Raw genomic sequence first — 17,383 nt, 5'->3', positions numbered from 1 at the left:
ATAATCGAGCACAAAAACGACCTCCAATCACCCGAGTGTAGCACACGGGTGAGGCACAGTGGCGCTCAGAACTGCCAGACCGACGAAGCGGCGACGGTCGTCGCATCATCAATTCAGGAAGCGCGTACCCGCCGACGTGCTTGCATTGGCGTTCGGTCAGCGTGTCACCTTCCACCTGCCTGCGGGCAGTGGTGAAGGCGATCCAATAGTGGTCACCGTCCGACAGGAAATCTCATTCTCATTGCGGACGCCAATTGCGATCCTCGCAAAGCAGCGTCACGCGGCCATTGTCTCGCAGTTTGAACGGTGGTGCAGCGCCGTTCGCGCCGGGCAACCGGCCGAGAGCGGCGAAGTGGCCGCACCGTCGCCCGACGAACAGACACCCCTCACCTTTGAGGCGCTGTGGATACGCTGGGAACGGGAAGCGAAGCCCGCCCCGAGCACCGTTTCAACGTGGTGGGGCTACGTGCTGCAATTTCAGCGGCACCTGGGGCATGACGATCCCCGCCGCGTTACGCCCGACGATGTGGTCGCATGGAAGGACGCCTTATTGGCCCGTGGGCTCACGAGCGTGCGGGACGGGCATCTGGCAGCCATCAAGACGCTATTTAACTACGGGGTCCGCAATCGGCTCCTGAAGGCCAATCCGGCCGAAGGTCTGACCGCCGCACGTAAGACGCGGGCGGGCAATCGTCGGCTTCCCTATGACGATGACGAAGTGGCACGGCTGCTCGCGCTGGCGGACTGTGAAACACGCCCCTCGCGTAACTGGTTGCCCTGGCTCACAGCATTGAGCGGCGCTCGTATCGCTGCTGCGAAACAGGGTCTTGAAGATGCGAAGCACCTGTACCGCGCCGGAATGGCCGGCGATCCCGTTTTTGCGGCGCATGTCGTGGCCGGAGCCGTCAACGAGTGGAACCGCGCGTGCTCGGCGTTCCTGAGCTTCAAGGGCTGACAGGCATGGCCCGCAAGAACGCGATCCGTGAGGCGCGCGCAGCCTCGCAAGCTTATGCCGCGTCTCTGCGCCGCTTGACCGCCGCCCAGGCGCTTCACTCGCCCGACACGCTGGAACTCTCTGCGGCCGAATACATGGCCCGCAACATTCATCAACGCGCTATGCGCGAACTCTAAGAGGCAACCAAATGAGCATCATCGACAGGCTGCTGGGCAGCAAGACCACCATCACGTCGGCGGCAGTTCGAGAAGAGATCAGCAAGGCTGAAAGCGATCTCGCCGCGCACCGCGCAAAGATCGAGGCTGCAAACGTCAATGTGGCCCTTCTCTCAGACGAAGCTCACATCAAGATTGAGCAGGAAATCGCCGCAGACCGCCGCGCGATCACCCGCCTTGAGGCTCGTGTATCGCTTCTGACCGAACAGCTTCCGGCCATTGTCGAAGCTGAAGCAGCGGCTGAGTCCGCAGCCAAGGACGAAGCTCTGCGTAAGCAGGCTGAGGCTTGCCGGAAGGCGAACGCCGTCGAGGCTAAGCAGATTTTGACCGAGGTTGACAAGCTGTCATCACGGCTGGGCGACCATCTCGCACGCCTCAAAGAAATCGGCGATGAAACGAATAGCGTGAACCAGGCGCTGCATACCAATCCGGTCGCCGACAGAGTCACTTGCTATGAGAATTTGTATCGCAGTCCCCGGGCCGGCCTCTACGAGTTCCCGTTTTCCGAAATCATCCTCCCTCCTGCTTTCTCCGGCGGCAAGCAACATTGGCCGCGCCAGTGAGATCGCTTGAAGCACCCCGTCGAAATCGACGGGGTGTGCGAGCGCCCGTAATGGGCACTGGTGGCTTTCAAGCTCATCTCTGCGGCTGCGTCTGCGTTGCGGTATTCGGCGAATGCGTGCCGCTCCCAGTGTAAAAGCTGGAAAGGCTGACCAGTAGCACGAGGATTGCACCTCCGATAATCCAGCCTGTTTTGACGCTGCTCATAGTGTTCGTCCTCCATATGAAATATCATTCGGACTACCATGCTGCGCGGGCCGCGCACGGAGCGAGCGAACGCACTGGCGATCTACACCCATATGCCATGGCGGGACGGGGTTGCACGGCGCTGCCCGGACAAGCAAATGCTGACCGCCGATCTAGTGGACCACAAGAACCGGAATATGCGCAGTAGCAATAACCTCGGCAGTCCGGCTGCCCAAAAGGGCCCTCTTGATTCCACGGTACCCATGGGAGGCCATGACGATCAGGTCACACCCCTGCGTTTTCGCAGCATCAACGATAGCTGCGGCCGGTGAGGTATTCGAGATATGAAGTGTCTCGACCGTCAGTCCCATTTCTTCTGCCGCCGCTTTCGCCGCGGAAAGGATAGCTTGTGCATGCCGTGTGTTGGCATCTTTAAGCCGATCCGGCTCCATACCCTCCATACCCCATGCGCTGATAGAAGGAACTGGAAATGGCTCCGTCACAGTGATGATTGTAACCTTGCTGGCGTTTTCGTCGGCCAGCGACAAGCCATGGTCGACACCTTTCTGTGCCAGTTCGGAGCCGTCAGTGGAAATGAGAATATGAGCGTACATGGGTAGGACCCCTCGCACTCAGAGATTCTGCGACGATCATAGCATCACATCTCATCTCAACAAGCTGCCCGGTTCTGTAACCAGAGGTTTCCAGTGGCTCCAGTTTTTCGCGAGCCTAACCTGAACCTTTTGACGGGTTCGATCGTCTCATCATCGCTGGGGAAGTTTTGAGGACCAGTAACCAGACAGCGCCGTCGGCGAACATATTCCGCCGTGCGGCGTTGTGTGTTTTTGGCGTTAGCAGCCAAAGCAAACCCGCCGACGAAGAAACTCGTCGACGGGTTTGGGATGGGGCAAGAAGGATTGCTTACCTGTCCTTTTCGGATGATGCGTGACGCATCAGGCCAAATTCAAGCGATTCGACTTTTCACTACCAAGCACGCTTACGCGAAGTGAAAGTCATACTGATTGAAATCGGTTAGCTTGGCATTCTTCAGCGTTAGCGAGTCATTCCCAGTGGAAATGACGACGTCCTGACCAACTTGGCTTGCGTGAGAAAGGACATCCGCAAAACTGTCGAACACGCTTTTGCTGAACTCGATCGTATCGTGTCTCCATCCGACTGCATCGAAGTCTTTGATGGTGTCATTGCCAAAATTATCGGCAAACACAAATGTATCATCGCCGCCGTTGCCAACGAGGAAGTCGTCGCCAGTCGTGCTCTTTAAAGTGTCGTTTCCGGTCGAGCCCACTATCGTCTGGCCCGAAGTAGGAACGGTCGGCGCAGCTGCACTGGAAGCACCGATCTGCCCGTCACCGTTGAAATCCTGATAGAAGCTCGTCTCAAGCGATTTAAGGCCAGAGCTCGTACCCGAGACGACGCCGCCCGACGTGGAGCCGGTCAGGGTACTGACATGGGAGACGTAGTTGCCGTTGTTGTCGGTGTTCCAGGCCGTGTACAGACCGGTGCTCGCCTCCTTCCAGGCAACCTGATAGCCCGTCGTCGTCTTCTCCGCACCAATTGGCGCCCAGGTGCCATCTGTCCCGTCCACAAAAGCCACACCATTAATCTTCAGCGAGGGGCCCGATCCGCTGCTACTGTTGAGATAATATTTGTCACCGCTCTCAACGAGACTTGTCGCACCAGCCGACTCGATTATTTTACCAGAAGTTGTCGTTGGCGCTGTCGTTGGCGCTGACACCGATATCCCGCTGGCTGCGGAGGCAGAGCTGGTATTGCCGGCGGCGTCCATTGCCTTGGAGGTAAAGTTGTGACCGCCATTGGCCAGATCGGTCGCCTCAAAGCTCCAGGCACCGCTGCTGTTTGTTGTAGCGGTACCGATCTGGTTACCACCGTCGAAAACCTTGACCGTGGTAGATGCTTCAGCGGTCCCTTTCAGGATAATATCGTTATTCGCTGTCGTGCCGCTGACCGCAACGCCGCTCGTCGAGTAGATTCCCATCTTTGGTGCGGTAGGCGCATAAGTGTCGATTGTAACGGAGAGGGCTTCCGAGGCCGCACTGGTCTTACCGACTGAGTTAGTATCCGTCGCCGTCAGCTTATGAAAGCCGTCACTCAGTACCGACGTGGTCACGCTCCACTGACCGCTGCTGTTCACCTGCGCCGTGCCTACCTTGCTCGCGCCATCGTACACATTCACGGTAGTATTGGCAGGAGCTGAACCCGTCAGCGTCAAGGTGTTGTCGTTGGTAATACCGTCGCCGACTTTCCCGCTGTCGGTCGAGTAGGAAGCGATATGCGGCGCAGCTAGTGTCGTATCCGGCGTCGGCGCAGGTGCGGGTGCGGGCGTAGGCGCCGTCGCACCACCCACCACCGGAGAGGGCGGCGAAATAAGAGCACCCGGAACGAGTTCACCGTTCACGATCGTTGCGTAACGCACATTATCCCATTGGGTGATGTTTATGTCCGCATTCACTTCCTGAAAGAGGATCGGATCGTACTGGAACGGTCCCACAAAATAGACATCCTTGAGCGCGACCGAGAGGTCCTTGTCATCCGCGTTGAGGCGCAAGCCGAATGGACCACCTTGAAACACCACGTTGTTGAACGTGAACGTTCCATTATAGTCATCGGCAATGAACATCCCCGCGGTGGCATTACTATTGTGGGATACGATGGTGGTATTGGTGATCGTGACATTTCCGGTGCTACCAGGGGCATAAGCCTGAATGCCGTCCGCGTGATCGCCCGGCTTTCCCGTTGTTTCAATGTACGAATTGTTGATGACGATGTCGCCGCTACCCCCGATGCGCACGCCTTCGGCTGAATTGATACGGACTCCGTCAACAGTGAACGAGCCATTACCGACGACGGATGCAACGCTACCGCTATCGGTGATACTCTTATTAGAAACTGTCCCTCCATCTTTCAGGGTGACAGAACCAGAACTGGTAACGCCACTGAACATCGGGTCATTCCAACTGAGAGGAATGGCTGCCATCTAACATTCTCCTAATAGTCGATAGTTTCCCCATGGCACGCGCCCCATCGAGGTCCCCCGGGCGACAATACCGAACGAAATGCGCCCATCAGCGCAGGGTTGCTGCTCTAGTCATCGGGAAGGGCTTTTTTGGGACGACATGATGACCATGTCCGTTCATGCGGAGATCGAAATCTCAGCGCAGGTCATCGAGTTCCGGATGAAGCGTCGGAAACGTGCGAACCCGCCAGTGAGGGGACTCACCGGCGGGTTCTGGGGAGGACGGATCGGAGAAAGACCCGCCCATTCGTTAATTCTAGCAATCGTGAGTTGTTCCCGAAAGAGAAAGCTCGTCTTGGGGTTAACAACTACATGTCGCTGATTAAAGGTAGTGCGCAGCAAACGTTGCACCGATTGCGAGAATAACAGGGATCGATCCAGCAAGATTAGAAAGGCCAGCACCGCCACGCACGCACCGCCATTAATGAGCAATATTGCTTTTACGGTCTCGGTGCCGGTGCTGACGGCGGCTAAGTTCGCACCCTTCGCAAACTCGATTTGGTTCGCGTGTGTTTTCTCGGCGATTTTTCTAGTTTCGTCGGGCGTCATCATCCGTTGCCATCTGATTCGGTGGCGCTGATGTTAATCCGCTCGCGTGGCTCCTTCATCATCTTTGCCAATGCCCTCGTTCCTGCCGCCCGGAGGGCGGCGGATCGTGGGTAGCGTGTCGGGTTATTGTCAGTGCCGCACGCGGGTGCTACACAGCGCGCCGTCAGGTGATTGACAGAGTCGTTGCGACGCTGCTGGTTTTGAAAATCGCAGTGTCGGTGGTTCGATCCCGCCCCTGGGCACCAATAGCTGCTTTCACCGCAGCGCATAGCTCTTCATTGTGAACGAAAAACGCCTGCGGTGCAGGCACTTCTCTCGTCATGGCTCCTCATAGCGCCCTGTGACAGCGCACCCTTTTACGGGTAGGATTCCGGGTAGACGCTCATCCGCGAAGTTTGGGACCTGACGGCCGGCAACGGCCTGCTTCTTCCGTCGGTGCGGTCGGCGGTGAAGCCGCTTTCGGAGAACGCCATGAACGCCGCATTGCGGCGCATGGGCTACGCTAAGGAAGAGGCTACGGCGCACGGCTTCCGCTCCAGCGCGAGCACCATACTCAACGAGCGGGGGTTCAACCCTGACGTCATAGAGGCCGCCCTCGCCCACCAGGACGAGGACGACGTTCGACGCGCTTACAACCGCGCGCGGTATCTCCAAGAGCGCACCAAGCTCATGCAGGACTGGGCCGACTTATTGGACGAGTTCAGAAAACTATCGCTAAAGAACGTCGCTTAGGCCCGCACTACAGCGGGCCTTTTCTTTTAAGCGGCTTGCGCCGCCGCGCATTTCGGCTACCCTCCCTCCCGTGCCGACGTGGCACTAACCTAGGAACGTCCGGACGTCTCCGCACTTTTGGAGACTTCGGATGACCAAGGTGAAGCTACCGCTCTACCTATCGTGGAAGCAGTTGAAGCAGTTGTTGGGCTGGCCTTATAGCAGGGCTCATACCCGGAGGATGATGTTCGATCAGAGGTACAGCAGCGACCCGTTCCCGCTTCCTTCCCATTGATAACGGAGTTGTCGAAGGAAGCGCCAACGTTCACCGGAGGCGGATTTTAGTTCCTCGTCAAGCTCAACCAAGCGCTTTTGGCATGTAGCAAGTTGGTCATCCAATTCACCGACCACCCCAGCTAGGCGATTGAGACTTCCAAAGATCGTATCGTTCTCCTCCTCCATAGTTTCGTTACTCAAATAAGAAACCGTATTTGGCCGATAATGTCGTCCGTCAGTTTTCCATACCGGCGTGAAGCCTTGTTACTGTTTCGTGTAGGCATCAAACATGCAACTAAGCAATGATGGGTGACGGGCTGTGTAAACATAGGGCGGACAGCTGGCCCAAAATGCTCTAATAATCAATATCTTAAAACGGCAATCCTTTCCTGGGCATTGCGACCTCAGCCAGCTCGATGCCCAGAAGCCTTTGCCATACAGTATTGCCTAACATTGTTGCCAGCTGGGCCGAAAAGTTTTATGTTTTCAAAGGCTAACGCGTCGGAGCGTGCATCCCGCCCCTGGGCACCATGTCCCGCCCCATTACCTCCACCTTCGGAAATCCGAAAGCTCTCGGGATCCGAGGTTCTGTTCGCCGAAAAAACGCGAGCATCTCTCTTAAATTCACGCCTTGAATCCGCCGCCCCGTGCAAAGCGCTTGCGGATGCGTGAGAGCAATCCGTCGCAGACGTCGCGATAGGCCTGCAGGCGCTGCTCCCGGTTGCCCTCGACGATGGTGGGATCCGGCGTCGGCCAGTATTCGACATCGGCCGCGATCGTCCGCGTCAGCTCCAGCGCCTTGTGATGAGCTTCCGGCGACAGCGTGATGATGAGATCGAAGTTGAGGCCTTCCCAATCCTCGATCTCTTCGAACGTCATCGGCCGGTGCTTCGAGATGTCCTGGCCGAGTTCGGCCATCACCGCAACGGCGAACGGATCAAGCTCACCGGTTCGAACGCCGGCCGATCGCACATAGAGGGTTCGCGGAAACATTTGCTGCAGCAGGCTCGCCGCCATCGGCGAGCGCACGCTGTTGTGCGCGCAGGCGAACAGCACCGACTGGGGATTGTCCACGCGCGCAGGCGCGGGCATGGGCTCAGGCCGCTTTCGTTTCGCGCGGACCCTCCGCGCAGCCATTCCGCATGCATCGCGACAACAACAGATGTTCCTTTCGGATCATGCGCTACCCTTCCAGTGCAGAACGGAGATCAGCGTGAACAGCCGCCGCGCGGTCTCGAAATCGACGCGGACCTTGCCGCTCAGCCGCTCCTGCAGCGTGCGCGAGCCTTCGTCGTGGATGCCGCGCCGGCCCATGTCGATGGCCTCGATCTTGTCCGGCGTCGCAGTCCGGATCGCCTGATAGTAGCTGTCGCAGATCATGAAGTAGTCTTTCACGATCCGCCGGAACGGGGTCAGGGACAACAGGTGTGTCACCACGGGAGCGCCGTCCTCGCGCCGGATGTCGAACATCAGGCGGTTGCCAGTGATCGCGATATGCAGCGTGAACGGGCCGCCTTCCGCGCCTTCCGGCGCGAACAGGTTCTTCTCGACGAGATCGTAGATCGCGATCGCCCGCTCGTGCTCGATATCCGGCCCGGAACGCCCGATCGAATCCTCATCGAGCGTGACCGCCACGATTCGATTGCGAGAATCATCCTCGGATGGGGCCTTGCTCATGGTCTGCCGGTCCGGTTCCAACATTCGCATCCCATTTCAGCGCGGCGAGAGGCGGATGCCAAATACGTTCCATTAGAGCATCGGACCCGAAAGTGGGAACCGGTTTCGGGATAAATCCGATGCTCAATCAACTAACTGGAGCGGCGGCGCTGATTCCATTTGACCGGCCGCCGCTCTAGTTGAGACGCACTCCGACCGAACGGGCGTGGGCATCGAGGCCCTCGGCCTTGCCCAGGGTCATCGCCGCCGGCCCCAGCGCCCGCAACTGCTCCGGCCCGCATTTGAGGATTGACGTTCGCTTCATGAAGTCAAGCACGCCAAGGCCCGACGAAAACCGCGCCGAGCGCGCCGTCGGCAGGACGTGATTGGAGCCACCGACATAATCGCCGATCGCTTCCGGCGTATGCGGCCCGAGAAAGATCGCACCGGCATTGCGGATCCGCGCGGCGAGGCCTTCGGGATCGGCGGTCATGATCTCCAGATGTTCCGCGGCGATCGAATCCGCCAGCGCCACCGCTTCATCGAGATCCTTCACCAGAATGACGGCGCCGAAGTCGTTCCAGGAGGCGCGCGCGATCTCGGCCCGCGGCAGCGTTGCGAGTTGCGCCTCCACCGCGCGCTCGACATCGGCGGCGAGCGCCGCGCTGTCGGTGATCAGGATCGATTGCGCGTTGGCGTCATGCTCCGCCTGCGCGAGCAGATCGGCGGCGATCCAGCCGGCATTGCCGGTCTGGTCGGCGATGACGAGCACCTCCGAGGGGCCGGCGATCATGTCGATGCCGACCTTGCCGAATACCTGGCGCTTGGCGGCGGCGACATAGGCGTTGCCGGGCCCGACAATCTTGGCCACCGGCGCGATGGTCGCGGTGCCGTAGGCAAGCGCGGCGACCGCCTGCGCGCCGCCGACGCGATAGATTTCGGAGACGCCGCCGAGCCGCGCCGCCGCCAGCACCAGCGGATTGATCCTGCCCTCCGGCGAGGGCACCACCATGACGACGCGCGCCACCCCGGCGACCATGGCCGGCACCGCGTTCATCAGCACCGAGGAAGGATAGGCCGCGGAGCCGCCCGGCACGTAAAGCCCGACCGCCTCGATCGCGGTCCAGCGCGAGCCGAGCTCGACGCCGAGCGCGTCGGTGAAACGGTCGTCCTTCGGCAGCTGCCGGCGATGAAAGGTCTCGATCCGGTCGCGCGCCAGCTTCAGCGCGTCCAACGTGGCGGCGTCGCAGGCGGCCACGGCGGCGTCGATCTCAGCCGCGGTGAAGCGGAGACCCGCGGCATCGACGGACAGCCGGTCGAACTTGCGCGTCGCCTCGATCAGCGCCGCATCGCCCCGCGCCGCCACGTCGTCGACGATGGCGCGAGTGGCCGCCTCGATATCGGCCGAGACCTCGCGCTTGGTCGCAAGAAACGCCTTGAAGCGCGAGACGAAATCGGCGTTGCGGCTATCGATGCGGATCGGCATGGGATGGGATGTTTCCGGCAGATGTGGAACGATGTCAGGGGTCGCGGGGACACCGGCTCAATGGCGCGGCCTCAAATCGCCGTCAAGCCCGAGGATATGCTTCGCTTGAAAACGCGATCGTTTGCACCAATCCCGACCCAGCGGCGCTCGAGCCATTCCGCTTCTGATATCAGAAGCGGGCTCTATGATTTTGTTTTGTCGCGTTTTCTTCACGCGAACCGGTGTCCACTTCGCTTGAAAACGCTCCAACCCGGCCGGAACCATGAGAATCAGATCACCGTTCGCCGGCCCGCGGCCCTTGAGGCCGGGATCAGGCTCTGATCCGTTCGATCGAGGCGCCGCACGCCGACAATTTTTTCTCAAGCTGTTCGAAACCACGGTCGAGATGGTAGACGCGGTTGACCATGGTCTCCCCCTCGCCGGCGAGTCCGGCGATCACCAGCGACACCGAGGCGCGCAGATCCGTCGCCATCACCGGCGCGCCGCGCAGCGTTTCAATGCCTTCGATGGTGGCGGTTTCACCGTCCAGATGAATGCGTGCGCCGAACCGCGCCAGTTCCTGCACGTGCATGAAACGGTTCTCGAAAATCGTCTCGGTGATATGGGATGTTCCCCTGGCGCGCGTCATCAACGCCATGAGCTGAGCCTGAAGATCGGTCGGAAATCCGGGAAACGGCGCGGTGGAGACCGTTACCGGATTGATGCCGGCGCCGTTGCGCGCGACGCGAATCCCCTCGTTGTTCGGCGTAATGTCGGCTCCCGCGTCGGTCAGCACGTCGAGCGCCGCCTGCAGCAGCTCCGGCCGCGCGCCGCGCAGCAGCACCTCGCCGCCGGTCATCGCCACCGCCATCGCATAGGTGCCGGTTTCAATCCGGTCGGGCAGCACGGTGTGACGTGCGCCGCCGAGCCTGCCGACCCCCTCGATGACGATTCGCGGCGTGCCGGCCCCGGAGACCCGCGCGCCCATTTTATTGAGACAGTCGGCGACGTCGGCGATCTCCGGCTCGCAGGCCGCGTTGGTGATGACGGTGGTGCCGCTGGCCAGCGTCGCCGCCATCAGCGCGACATGGGTGCCGCTCACGGTCACCTTGGGAAACTCCACTTCGGCGCCCCTCAGGCCGCCGGGCGCGCTGGCGATCACATAACCGCCGTCGATCGCGATTCGGGCGCCGAGCTTTTCCAGCGCCAGGATCAGCAGATCGACCGGGCGGGTGCCGATGGCGCAGCCGCCGGGCAGCGATACCCTCGCCTCATGCATCCGCGCCAGGAGCGGCGCGATCACCCAGAAGCTGGCCCGCATCCTGGAGACCAGTTCGTACGGCGCGGTGGTGTCGATGACGTTGGCGGCCGAGATATGCAGGGTCTGTCCCTGATATTCATGATCACCCGGACGCTTGCCCGCCGACATGATGTCGACGCCGTGGTTGCCGAGAATGCGCTGCAACTGCGCAACGTCCGCAAGCCGCGGCACGTTGTCGAGGATCAGCGTTTCCTCGGTCAGGAGCGCGGCGATCATCAAAGGCAGCGCCGCGTTCTTTGCGCCGGAAATCGGAATGGTTCCGTTGAGCCTGTTGCCGCCGACGATTCGAATGCGATCCATGCCGATTCCGTTTGCCGTTGAAATACCTAGGACCAGAGTCCTTCACCGCTTCGTGGAAACGATGGAAGACTTTAATCTTTATGCTGTGACGCGTTTTCTCGCGCCGAAGAGGGCGGCGAGAGGCCGCAGTGTCATTCGTCCCGATGCTCCGGGTCAGGGTCTGTCGCGGAAGCCGCTTGATCGGCTCGTCCGCGGGATTGCGATTTGCGCCGCTTGAGGTTTTCGCGCAGCGCCGCCCTCAGCCGTGTCCGACGTCCTCCGTTCTCCGCCTCGCGGTCGGTTTCACGCTTTTCGGTCATTCTCTTCTGCTCGAACGTCCGGATGCGCCCTTTGTCTGTGGGAGCAGGCGAATTGATTCTCAATAGACATGCGGCGCGGCTGCCGCAACAAGCCTCCCCGGCGCGATTCGTCCGCGTTGAGAAGCGAATCCCCAGCCTGCGCAGCCGATCCGCGGTGATGCCGCCCCATGACGCCGCTTCAACTTGCGCGCCTTGAAGCCTTGTGGCAAGGATCGGCCGCCGTACGGTCCCCCTAAAGGGACGATTTCCGTGTTTCGGCTTGCTGCCGTAGCTCAGTGGTAGAGCACTCCATTGGTAATGGAGAGGTCGACAGTTCAATCCTGTCTGGCAGCACCATTTTTCCTCGGATAGAGCGCCCAGGCAATCGCCCGCAACACGAATCGACAAGGCAACGGCAAGGCTGATTCGCATTGTCGTGGTCATGATACGGGCCAAAAAGCTCCCGCGACCCTGTCCGTCCGCCCGATTTCGACGCCAAGGTGCATGGATTAAGGCTTCGTTGGGTTTTTATTAGGGCGGCATTAAGCAAACGCGCCCGGCTCCCACCCGAGCCCCCTCCAACTGCCTGCGATCGTTTTGGAGTGTGGCCTCTCAGTGACAGCTTTTTTCGGCAAATCGATTTAGGGTCTTGATGACGGGGCCGACGAACGGCTGCTCGGAACTCGAATTCCTTGGAGAAAGAAATGAAAAAGATTCTACTCGCTTCTGTAGCCTTCCTCGGCATGGCCGCCATCGTGCCGGCACAGGCCGCTGATCTCGCGCCGCGCCCCTACACCAAGGCGCCGCCCTACGTTCCCGCTCCGATCTACAACTGGACCGGATTCTACCTCGGTGGTCACATCGGTGGCGCTTTCGGCGGCTCGAACAATCTCCTGGCGCCCGGCTTCTTCAACAATAACGACGGCGCGTTCATGGGCGGTGGTCAGGTCGGCTACGACACGCAGTTCTCGCCGAACTGGGTCTTCGGTATCGAAGCCAACTACAGCTTCCTCGACACCGGTGGCTTCTTCACCAACCGTGGCCTCGGCTCGGTGACCGCCCGCCTCGGCTACACCTGGGGTCCGGCGCTGCTCTACGTCAAGGGCGGCTACGGCTGGGCCGACTCGCGCTTCGCCAACGGCTTCGCCGGCACCGGCGGCCGCGACGGCTACACCGTCGGCGGTGGTCTCGAATACCTGTTCACCCAGAACTGGTCGGGCAAGGTCGAGTACCAGTACTACGATCTCGGTGTTGTGAACGCTGGTCCGATCATCGGAAACTTCCGCAACGACCAGCACACCGTCAAGGTTGGCCTGAACTATCGCTTCAACTTCGGCGCCCCGGCTGCTCCGTACGCTCCGGGATACTGATCCTTACGAACCTTACGGTTCCAGGTACGAGAAAGGCCGGCATTTCGATGCCGGCTTTTTCTTTCTGGAGCTTCTTCGCTTCTGTTAGAATCAGAAGCGGGGATTTTCAGATTTTGATTGGACGCGTTTTCTTCACGCGAACAGGTCATCCACTTCGCTCGAAAACGCTATAGCCTTGAGGTCATTCGGGATTCGCCGCGCGCATGATATCTGTGTCAGGCGGCCGGCCGGTTCAAACACCGATCCCGCAAGACGAGGCAAACAGGAAACGCGCCATGAAGTCAGACCCGGTTTCGTTCGACAGCAGCCACGACGTGATGGCGCGGCCCCGGCATGACTGGACGCGGCTTGAGGCCGAGACACTCTATAATCAGCCCTTTCCGGATCTGCTGTTTCAGGCGCAGACCATCCATCGCCGCCATTTCGATCCCAACCACGTCGAAACCGCCAGCCTGCTCAGCATCAAGACCGGCGGCTGCCCGGAAGATTGCGGATACTGTGCCCAAAGCGCGCATTACGACGCCGGGATAAAGGCCACCAAGCTGATGGAAAGGGACGCGGTCCTCGAAACCGCCCGGCGAGCGAAGGACGCCGGCGCCGGCCGGTTCTGCATGGCGGCGGCCTGGCGCCATCCGAAGGAAAGGGATCTCGACCGGGTCTGCGACATGATAAGCGCCGTCAAGGCACTCGGCATGGAGACCTGCGCGACACTGGGAATGCTCACGCCCGAGCAGGCCCGGCGTCTGCGGGAAGCCGGACTCGATTTCTACAACCACAACGTTGATACGTCCCCGGAATTCTACGGCAAGATCATCACCACGCGTACCATGCAGGATCGCATCGAGACGCTCGCTTATGCGCGCGAGGCGGGGCTGAAGCTCTGCTGCGGCGGCATCATCGGTATGGGCGAGCAAGTCGGCGACCGGCTCGGCATGTTGATATTGCTGGCCAATCTGGCCGAGCATCCCGAAAGCGTTCCCATCAACCTGTGGAACGAAGTCCGGGGAGTCCCCGTCAACGACACAGCCGACCGGCCGGATCCGATCGCGCTGGTCCGCATGATCGCGGCCGCGCGAATCATGATGCCGAAAAGCGTGGTGCGGCTGTCGGCGGGGCGGCAGTACATGACCGATGAACTACAGGCGCTGTGCTTCGTGGCCGGCGCCAACTCGATTTTCATCGGCGATGTTTTGCTCACCACCAGCAATCCGGCGACCCTGCGCGACGCGGCATTGCTCGACCGCTTGGGCATGAGTTCGCCGCTGGATGATGCGAAGGCGCCTGCCGCTTCGCTGAGCTGATCGCGAAGAAGCCACCGGCCCCGGAGTGACGCGCCGCTATTCGCTCGTGCGATATCGCGCGGACGCGAGTCGGTTCGCGTATCGCCCGACCCGACCGCATTTGCGCCAGAGCAAATTAACGGCGATTTTTAACCCTCAAGTAGACGCTTTTGCGGATTCCGGCTCGACAGCCCCGCTGGAAAGGCTCTAAAAAGACTATGATCGGTCCGGCGTCCCGGGCTTTTATCCGGATGTTGTCATGGATTATAGCAAGTTCTTCAGTAACGCGCTGGATCGCCTTCATGACGAGCGGCGCTACCGTGTTTTCGCGGATCTCGAACGCATCGCCGGCCGGTTCCCCTACGCCACGCTGCACACGCCCAAGGGACCGCGCAACGTCATCATCTGGTGTTCCAACGACTATCTCGGGATGGGTCAGCACCCGAAAGTGGTCGGTGCCATGGTCGAGACCGCAACGCGGGTCGGCACCGGCGCCGGCGGCACCCGCAACATCGCCGGAACCCATCATCCGCTGGTCCAGCTCGAGCAGGAACTGGCCGATCTGCATGGCAAGCCGGCGGCTCTCGTGTTCACATCCGGCTATGTCTCCAACCAGACCGGTATTTCGACGCTCGCCAGGCTGATTCCCGACTGCCTGATCCTCTCCGACGCGCTCAACCACAATTCGATGATCGAAGGCATCCGCCAGTCCGGCTGCGAGCGCGTGGTTTTCCGTCACAACGATCTGGTCCATCTCGAGGAACTGCTTCGCGCCGCCCCCCCGGATCGCCCCAAGCTGATCGCTTGCGAAAGCCTCTATTCGATGGATGGCGACGTCGCGCCGCTTGCGAAGATCTGCGATCTCTCCGAGCGCTACGGCGCCATGACCTATGTCGACGAGGTGCACGCCGTCGGCATGTATGGCCCGCGCGGCGGCGGCATCGCGGAGCGCGAAGGCGTCATGCACCGCATCGACGTTCTCGAAGGCACGCTCGCCAAGGCCTTCGGCTGCCTCGGCGGCTATATCGCAGGCAAATCCGAGATCATCGATGCCGTGCGTTCCTATGCGCCGGGCTTCATCTTCACCACCTCGCTGCCGCCCGCGATCTGCTCCGCGGCAACCGCCGCGATCCGGCATCTCAAATCATCGACCTGGGAACGCGAACGCCACCAGGAGCGGGCGGCGCGCACCAAGGCCAGCCTGATCGCGGCCGGCCTGCCGGTGATGGTAAGTTCGACGCACATCGTTCCGGTTTTCGTGGGAGATCCCGAGCGCTGCAAGCAGGCTTCCGACATGCTGCTGCACGAACACAACATCTATATCCAGCCGATCAACTATCCGACCGTCGCCAAGGGAATGGAGCGGCTGCGAATCACGCCTTCGCCGTACCATGACGACGCGCTGGTCGATCAGTTGGCCGAAGCGCTGCTTCAGGTGTGGGAACGCCTCGGTCTGCCGCTACAGGCGAAATCCATGGCGGCCGAGTAACAGCCCGCCAGACTCTGAGAGAGAAACGAAGGGGTCCCGCTTCTGGTTCCACCGGGGGCGAGAGGAGCCTATGAAGCGGAAAGCCCCCGCCATGCGCTCGCCTCCGAGAACACGATTCGAATCAGGTCAGCGGTATTTTTGGCCCCGAGCTTGTCCATGATCCGCGCGCGGTGCACCTCGACCGTACGCGGGCTGATGCCAAGCCTCCTCCCCGCCTCCTTGTTCGAGGCGCCCCTGGCTACCTGAGACAGAACCTCGCGCTCCCGGCCGGTCAGCAGATGACGGCCGGGAAAGTTGGCGAAGCCATCCCTCTCGCTCCCTCTAGCCTCTCTCCATACCTTCACCGCGGCGCGAACCCGTTCGATGATGACATCGGAGGAAAACGGCTTCTCCAGGAAATCGAGCGCGCCGTACTTCATGGCCGCGACGGCCATTGAAATGTCGGCGGCGCCCGAGATGACGAGGATCGGCGCGGTCACCCGTTCGTCGGCAAGCCTGCGCAGGACATCAAATCCAGATTCGCCGGGAAGATTCAGGTCGAGAATGACGCAGGCAGGCGACGCGTTTCGAACCGCTTCAAGGAACGACGCGCCCTCGCCAAAGCCTTGCGCCGCATAACCCTCGATCTTCAAGAGGAGGGCCAGCGTTTCACGGACAGACGGATCATCGTCGAGGATGAAAACCGAGACATCCGAAACAAAGGACAGAAGTTTCCCCATCCGCTTCCTCACTAAAGAGTCTTTATTTTTGACGAACGATCGATTCCAACGGTTTAGAGCGGGATGCGAGGTGGAGAACCGCCTCGCACTTTTCCCTCATCCCGCCTAGCGAGAGACGCGTTACCACAACTTATACGTGTATAATCTGATTCGTGCGGGTTCGCAAACATCACAAGCCGAGTTGTGCGAGCGAGGCAGCGCGAGACGCACAACATGGCGCGCAACCCGTGACGGGCGCGCGATAGCGTTCTCAAACGAAGCGGATGACCTGTTCGCGTGACGAAACGCGTCGAACCAACGTCATAAAACCTCGCTTCTGATTCCATCAGAAGCGAAGGGCTCTGGCTGCGAACCGCGGTACGGGCTTTAACGAGACTGAATACTGTGATGCAATCGGAGCATCAGATCCTTCCCGGCGGATCGTGCTCGATGCGGCTCGCCATCTCCATCAGCCGCCGCCAGGCGCGCTCGACGAACGACATCAAACGGCCGACATCGCGATCGCTCGGCAGCGGAACTTCGATGCCGTTGCGGTTGGCCTCGGCGGATTTCGGTTCGTCAGCTTTTGGTGCAGCCGACCCCGACTCGCCGGACTCCGTCGTCTCCTGCCCTGGCACAACCTTCTCGGTCTTGCCGGCCGGTTCACGGGCAGCGAGTTGCGCCTTCAATGCTCCGTTCTCCGCCTGCAACCGGCCGATTTCCTTGTCCAGCGCGGCATGCTCTTCCGGCAATGCGTAGCACGCCCAGCCGGAACCCTTGTCCTCGCAGTGGGAAACCACGCCGGTCAGCGTGTCCAACCTGACGAAGCCGCCGCTCATCGGCATGAGCGTATAGCGTGCTTTCCCCGCCTCGGACGCTTGCCCGAGCGTCGGCACGGCCAGGCAACAGAGCACCGCGGTGATTGCGGAAATCCGCGATAGTTTGAGCGGCGGCGTTGCGTCCATGCTCTCTGCTCCGTCAGACTGAAATCCACTTTCACCAGGCAGACGCTTTGCGT

General features: G+C 60.6%; 16 protein-coding genes and 1 tRNA gene. 8 read left to right on the top strand and 9 right to left on the bottom strand.

Annotation, left to right across the window (positions count from 1 at the left end):
• Positions 1-145 precede the first annotated feature (145 nt).
• From ACMYR2_RS02010 to ACMYR2_RS02000, 3 genes are read left to right on the top strand one after another with little or no spacing between them, the layout of a single operon-like run.
• Positions 146-955 (top strand): tyrosine-type recombinase/integrase, encoded by an 810-nt coding sequence (locus tag ACMYR2_RS02010; RefSeq protein WP_416193599.1) that lies wholly within the window; start codon positions 146-148, stop codon positions 953-955.
• Between the two features lie 5 nt (positions 956-960).
• Positions 961-1,131, top strand: coding sequence for a hypothetical protein (locus ACMYR2_RS02005; RefSeq protein WP_416193598.1), 171 nt, complete (start codon positions 961-963; stop codon positions 1,129-1,131).
• 11 nt (positions 1,132-1,142) lie between these two features.
• Positions 1,143-1,733 carry a hypothetical protein gene (locus tag ACMYR2_RS02000; protein WP_416193597.1) on the top strand — a complete coding sequence of 197 codons (591 nt, stop codon included), beginning with the start codon at positions 1,143-1,145 and terminating at the stop codon, positions 1,731-1,733.
• Positions 1,734-2,090: 357 nt separating this feature from the next.
• On the opposite strand, the gene ACMYR2_RS01995 is transcribed toward ACMYR2_RS02000, so the two are convergent.
• The 3 genes from ACMYR2_RS01995 to ACMYR2_RS01985 all read right to left on the bottom strand — a co-directional run bounded on the left by ACMYR2_RS01995 (position 2,091) and on the right by ACMYR2_RS01985 (position 5,524).
• Positions 2,091-2,531 (bottom strand): universal stress protein, encoded by a 441-nt coding sequence (locus tag ACMYR2_RS01995; protein ID WP_416193596.1) that lies wholly within the window; start codon positions 2,529-2,531, stop codon positions 2,091-2,093.
• 383 nt (positions 2,532-2,914) lie between these two features.
• Positions 2,915-4,933: an Ig-like domain-containing protein gene (locus ACMYR2_RS01990; RefSeq protein ID WP_416193595.1), complete on the bottom strand. Its 2,019-nt coding sequence runs from the start codon at positions 4,931-4,933 to the stop codon at positions 2,915-2,917.
• Between the two features lie 156 nt (positions 4,934-5,089).
• A complete protein-coding gene (locus ACMYR2_RS01985) occupies positions 5,090-5,524 on the bottom strand; it encodes a hypothetical protein (protein ID WP_416193594.1) in 435 nt (144 codons plus the stop codon).
• 468 nt (positions 5,525-5,992) lie between these two features.
• Here ACMYR2_RS01985 and ACMYR2_RS01980 point away from each other — a divergent pair, with 468 nt between their 5' ends.
• Positions 5,993-6,253: a tyrosine-type recombinase/integrase gene (locus ACMYR2_RS01980; RefSeq protein WP_416193593.1), complete on the top strand. Its 261-nt coding sequence runs from the start codon at positions 5,993-5,995 to the stop codon at positions 6,251-6,253.
• Between the two features lie 879 nt (positions 6,254-7,132).
• On the opposite strand, the gene ACMYR2_RS01975 is transcribed toward ACMYR2_RS01980, so the two are convergent.
• From ACMYR2_RS01975 to murA, 4 genes are all read right to left on the bottom strand, one after another.
• A complete protein-coding gene (locus ACMYR2_RS01975; protein ID WP_347263847.1) occupies positions 7,133-7,600 on the bottom strand; it encodes a low molecular weight phosphatase family protein in 468 nt (155 codons plus the stop codon).
• A gap of 84 nt (positions 7,601-7,684) precedes the next feature.
• On the bottom strand, positions 7,685-8,185 hold the full coding sequence (locus ACMYR2_RS01970) for a UPF0262 family protein (protein WP_347263846.1): 501 nt from the start codon (positions 8,183-8,185) through the stop codon (positions 7,685-7,687).
• Positions 8,186-8,360: 175 nt separating this feature from the next.
• Complete coding sequence (gene hisD, locus ACMYR2_RS01965; RefSeq protein WP_347263845.1) at positions 8,361-9,650, bottom strand: histidinol dehydrogenase; 1,290 nt, start codon at positions 9,648-9,650, stop codon at positions 8,361-8,363.
• Positions 9,651-9,960: 310 nt separating this feature from the next.
• Complete coding sequence (murA, locus tag ACMYR2_RS01960) at positions 9,961-11,250, bottom strand: UDP-N-acetylglucosamine 1-carboxyvinyltransferase (protein WP_347263843.1); 1,290 nt, start codon at positions 11,248-11,250, stop codon at positions 9,961-9,963.
• 560 nt (positions 11,251-11,810) lie between these two features.
• Here murA and ACMYR2_RS01955 point away from each other — a divergent pair.
• From ACMYR2_RS01955 to hemA, 4 genes are all read left to right on the top strand, one after another.
• A tRNA-Thr gene (locus tag ACMYR2_RS01955) sits at positions 11,811-11,885 on the top strand.
• Positions 11,886-12,232: 347 nt separating this feature from the next.
• On the top strand, positions 12,233-12,898 hold the full coding sequence (locus ACMYR2_RS01950) for an outer membrane protein (RefSeq protein WP_347263842.1): 666 nt from the start codon (positions 12,233-12,235) through the stop codon (positions 12,896-12,898).
• Between the two features lie 275 nt (positions 12,899-13,173).
• Positions 13,174-14,199 (top strand): biotin synthase BioB, encoded by a 1,026-nt coding sequence (gene bioB, locus ACMYR2_RS01945; RefSeq protein ID WP_347263841.1) that lies wholly within the window; start codon positions 13,174-13,176, stop codon positions 14,197-14,199.
• A gap of 238 nt (positions 14,200-14,437) precedes the next feature.
• Positions 14,438-15,667, top strand: coding sequence for a 5-aminolevulinate synthase (gene hemA, locus ACMYR2_RS01940; protein ID WP_347263840.1), 1,230 nt, complete (start codon positions 14,438-14,440; stop codon positions 15,665-15,667).
• A 68-nt stretch (positions 15,668-15,735) separates the two neighbouring features.
• On the opposite strand, the gene ACMYR2_RS01935 is transcribed toward hemA, so the two are convergent.
• Both ACMYR2_RS01935 and ACMYR2_RS01930 read right to left on the bottom strand, forming a co-directional pair.
• Positions 15,736-16,386 (bottom strand): response regulator transcription factor, encoded by a 651-nt coding sequence (locus ACMYR2_RS01935; protein ID WP_347263839.1) that lies wholly within the window; start codon positions 16,384-16,386, stop codon positions 15,736-15,738.
• A 401-nt stretch (positions 16,387-16,787) separates the two neighbouring features.
• Positions 16,788-17,330: a hypothetical protein gene (locus tag ACMYR2_RS01930; RefSeq protein ID WP_347263838.1), complete on the bottom strand. Its 543-nt coding sequence runs from the start codon at positions 17,328-17,330 to the stop codon at positions 16,788-16,790.
• Positions 17,331-17,383: the final 53 nt, after the last annotated feature.

It is taken from the genome of Nitrobacter sp. TKz-YC01, from assembly GCF_047824785.1.
Taxonomy (GTDB): domain Bacteria; phylum Pseudomonadota; class Alphaproteobacteria; order Rhizobiales; family Xanthobacteraceae; genus Nitrobacter.
Note: the sequence above shows the minus strand (reverse complement) of the source record. Positions and strands in the feature narration are given on the sequence as shown.